Origin of the sequence: Streptomyces atratus (assembly GCF_900119365.1) — a bacterium.
GTDB classification, from domain to species: domain Bacteria; phylum Actinomycetota; class Actinomycetes; order Streptomycetales; family Streptomycetaceae; genus Streptomyces; species Streptomyces atratus_B.
In genome coordinates this window covers 1-2,836 of record NZ_FPJO01000086.1, presented here as the reverse complement: position 1 = coordinate 2,836, position 2,836 = coordinate 1, and the positions used below count along the sequence as shown (strand labels likewise).

Genomic DNA, 2,836 nt, shown 5'->3' with positions numbered 1-2,836 from the left:
CGGGGTTGTGGGATCTCTCTTTCACGGTCTGCCGGCCGTGAGACGAGTCAGAAACCGTTGATGTAGGCGAAGGACATGCGAAAGGTCCGGCGTAGAGGGTAAGACCCCCGTAGCTGAAACATTGACGGCTCGTTTGAGAGACACCCAAGTAGCACGGGGCCCGAGAAATCCCGTGTGAATCTGGCGGGACCACCCGCTAAGCCTAAATATTCCCTGGTGACCGATAGCGGATAGTACCGTGAGGGAATGGTGAAAAGTACCGCGGGAGCGGAGTGAAATAGTACCTGAAACCGTGTGCCTACAAGCCGTGGGAGCGTCGCTGTATGTGCTTGCACATGCAGTCGTGACTGCGTGCCTTTTGAAGAATGAGCCTGCGAGTTTGCGGTGTGTTGCGAGGTTAACCCGTGTGGGGAAGCCGTAGCGAAAGCGAGTCCGAACAGGGCGGTTGAGTAGCACGCTCAAGACCCGAAGCGGAGTGATCTAGCCATGGGCAGGTTGAAGCGGAGGTAAGACTTCGTGGAGGACCGAACCCACCAGGGTTGAAAACCTGGGGGATGACCTGTGGTTAGGGGTGAAAGGCCAATCAAACTCCGTGATAGCTGGTTCTCCCCGAAATGCATTTAGGTGCAGCGTCGTGTGTTTCTTGCCGGAGGTAGAGCACTGGATAGGCGATGGGCCCTACCGGGTTACTGACCTTAGCCAAACTCCGAATGCCGGTAAGTGAGAGCGCGGCAGTGAGACTGTGGGGGATAAGCTCCATGGTCGAGAGGGAAACAGCCCAGAGCATCGACTAAGGCCCCTAAGCGTACGCTAAGTGGGAAAGGATGTGGAGTCGCAGAGACAACCAGGAGGTTGGCTTAGAAGCAGCCACCCTTGAAAGAGTGCGTAATAGCTCACTGGTCAAGTGATTCCGCGCCGACAATGTAGCGGGGCTCAAGCGTACCGCCGAAGTCGTGTCATTCGTATATTAATCCCCAACGGGAGTACGGATGGGTAGGGGAGCGTCGTGTGCCGGGTGAAGCAGCCGCGGAAGCGAGTTGTGGACGGTTCACGAGTGAGAATGCAGGCATGAGTAGCGATACACACGTGAGAAACGTGTGCGCCGATTGACTAAGGGTTCCTGGGTCAAGCTGATCTGCCCAGGGTAAGTCGGGACCTAAGGCGAGGCCGACAGGCGTAGTCGATGGACAACCGGTTGATATTCCGGTACCCGCTTTGAAACGCCCAATACTGAATCAGGCGATGCTAAGTCCGTGAAGCCGGCCCGATCTCTTCGGAGTTGAGGGTAGTGGTGGAGCCGATGAACCAGACTTGTAGTAGGTAAGCGATGGGGTGACGCAGGAAGGTAGTCCAGCCCGGGCGGTGGTTGTCCCGGGGTAAGGGTGTAGGACGCACGGTAGGCAAATCCGTCGTGCATATAGTCTGAGACCTGATGCCGAGCCGATTGTGGTGAAGTGGATGATCCTATGCTGTCGAGAAAAGCCTCTAGCGAGTTTCATGGCGGCCCGTACCCTAAACCGACTCAGGTGGTCAGGTAGAGAATACCGAGGCGTTCGGGTGAACTATGGTTAAGGAACTCGGCAAAATGCCCCCGTAACTTCGGGAGAAGGGGGGCCATCACTGGTGAGGGGACTTGCTCTCCGAGCTGGGGGTGGCCGCAGAGACCAGCGAGAAGCGACTGTTTACTAAAAACACAGGTCCGTGCGAAGCCGTAAGGCGATGTATACGGACTGACGCCTGCCCGGTGCTGGAACGTTAAGGGGACCGGTTAGCTGACTTTCGGGTCGGCGAAGCTGAGAACTTAAGCGCCAGTAAACGGCGGTGGTAACTATAACCATCCTAAGGTAGCGAAATTCCTTGTCGGGTAAGTTCCGACCTGCACGAATGGCGTAACGACTTCTCGACTGTCTCAACCATAGGCCCGGTGAAATTGCACTACGAGTAAAGATGCTCGTTTCGCGCAGCAGGACGGAAAGACCCCGGGACCTTTACTACAGTTTGATATTGGTGTTCGGTTCGGCTTGTGTAGGATAGGTGGGAGACTTTGAAGCGGCCACGCCAGTGGTTGTGGAGTCGTCGTTGAAATACCACTCTGGTCGTGCTGGATGTCTAACCTGGGTCCGTGATCCGGATCAGGGACAGTGTCTGATGGGTAGTTTAACTGGGGCGGTTGCCTCCTAAAGAGTAACGGAGGCGCCCAAAGGTTCCCTCAGCCTGGTTGGCAATCAGGTGTTGAGTGTAAGTGCACAAGGGAGCTTGACTGTGAGACCGACGGGTCGAGCAGGGACGAAAGTCGGGACTAGTGATCCGGCAGTGGCTTGTGGAAGCGCTGTCGCTCAACGGATAAAAGGTACCCCGGGGATAACAGGCTGATCTTCCCCAAGAGTCCATATCGACGGGATGGTTTGGCACCTCGATGTCGGCTCGTCGCATCCTGGGGCTGGAGTCGGTCCCAAGGGTTGGGCTGTTCGCCCATTAAAGCGGTACGCGAGCTGGGTTTAGAACGTCGTGAGACAGTTCGGTCCCTATCCGCTGTGCGCGTAGGAATATTGAGAAGGGCTGTCCCTAGTACGAGAGGACCGGGACGGACGAACCTCTGGTGTGCCAGTTGTTCTGCCAAGGGCATGGCTGGTTGGCTACGTTCGGAAAGGATAACCGCTGAAAGCATCTAAGCGGGAAGCCTGCTTCGAGATGAGTATTCCCACCAACTTGATTGGTTAAGGCTCCCAGTAGACGACTGGGTTGATAGGCCAGATGTGGAAGCCCGGTAACGGGTGGAGCTGACTGGTACTAATAGGCCGAGGGCTTGTCCTCAGTTGCTCGCGTCCACTGTGTT

Annotated in this window: 1 rRNA gene; it reads left to right on the top strand. The window is 56.2% G+C overall.

Going from position 1 to position 2,836, the window contains the following annotated elements:
- Positions 1 to 2,814, top strand: a 23S ribosomal RNA gene (locus tag BT364_RS38815); the annotation flags it as partial.
- Positions 2,815 to 2,836 lie beyond the last annotated feature (22 nt).